The organism is Vibrio sp. 2134-1 (assembly GCF_033339495.1).
Genome location: NZ_JAWOUS010000295.1, coordinates 1 through 795, shown reverse-complemented (window position 1 = coordinate 795; position 795 = coordinate 1). Strand labels below are relative to the sequence as shown.

The window sequence follows — 795 nt, the reverse complement described above, 5'->3', positions numbered from 1 at the left end:
GAACGTCTGGTGGTTCAAAGGGTGACATGGTGGAATCTATTGAGCTTTCCTCGCAAGGCAAGATCAATCCATCGTTCATGATCACCCATGTTGGTGGCTTACAAGCTGCGCCAGATACGATTCTGAATCAGTTGGATATCCCGGGCGGCAAGAAGTTGATTTACCCACATATTGACCTGCCATTGACGGCGATTGATGACTTTTTATCGCTGGCAGACCAAGACCCGTTCTTTGCGGAACTCGATGCGATTTTGTGCGCGAACAACTATGTGTGGAACGCGCATGCAGAAAAAGCGTTACTTGAGTTTTATGACGTGAGCTTAACGGTTTAGTTGCAACGAACATGTGTGGTAGCCTTTGCGCTGCCACATAATGGAGAGGTCATAAGACGTTGTCACGTGAAGACGAATTACTGGAGAAATTGGATGAGTGTGAAAATGCCACTGCGTTTCTTCAGGTTTCTAACAAAATAATTAACCTCAAGTTAAAAGCATTACTTCCGAGTGTGTTCGTCCAAGACGACTTAGTGAAGGAGTATGCTGTGGATCCTTTATTGAGAGAAGATGGGCCATTGGTCACGACCGATGTTGTCTCCAAGTTGATGTTTGCGATGGGAAAAATCTCATTACAAACTTATGCAGACATTGGCTTGTACGATCAGGTATTGGAGTATGTGGTTACTCAGCCTGAAAAGATCGCGTTTACAGATGATGTGATTTATGACTTCATCAAAAACCAAGCGGTACTCTCTTCTCAGCAAGACTGCTTTTATCTTGAGTCGATCAATCAGCTAAA

General features: G+C 44.2%; 1 protein-coding gene and 1 pseudogene. Both read left to right on the top strand.

Annotation, left to right across the window (positions count from 1 at the left end; all coding sequences use genetic code 11):
• Positions 1–332 (top strand): annotated as a pseudogene (locus tag R7R78_RS25570) (L-sorbose 1-phosphate reductase); the annotation flags it as partial.
• Positions 333–391: 59 nt separating this feature from the next.
• The coding region (locus tag R7R78_RS25565) for an MltR family transcriptional regulator (RefSeq protein ID WP_140343031.1) at positions 392–795 on the top strand (404 nt) is incomplete at its 3' end.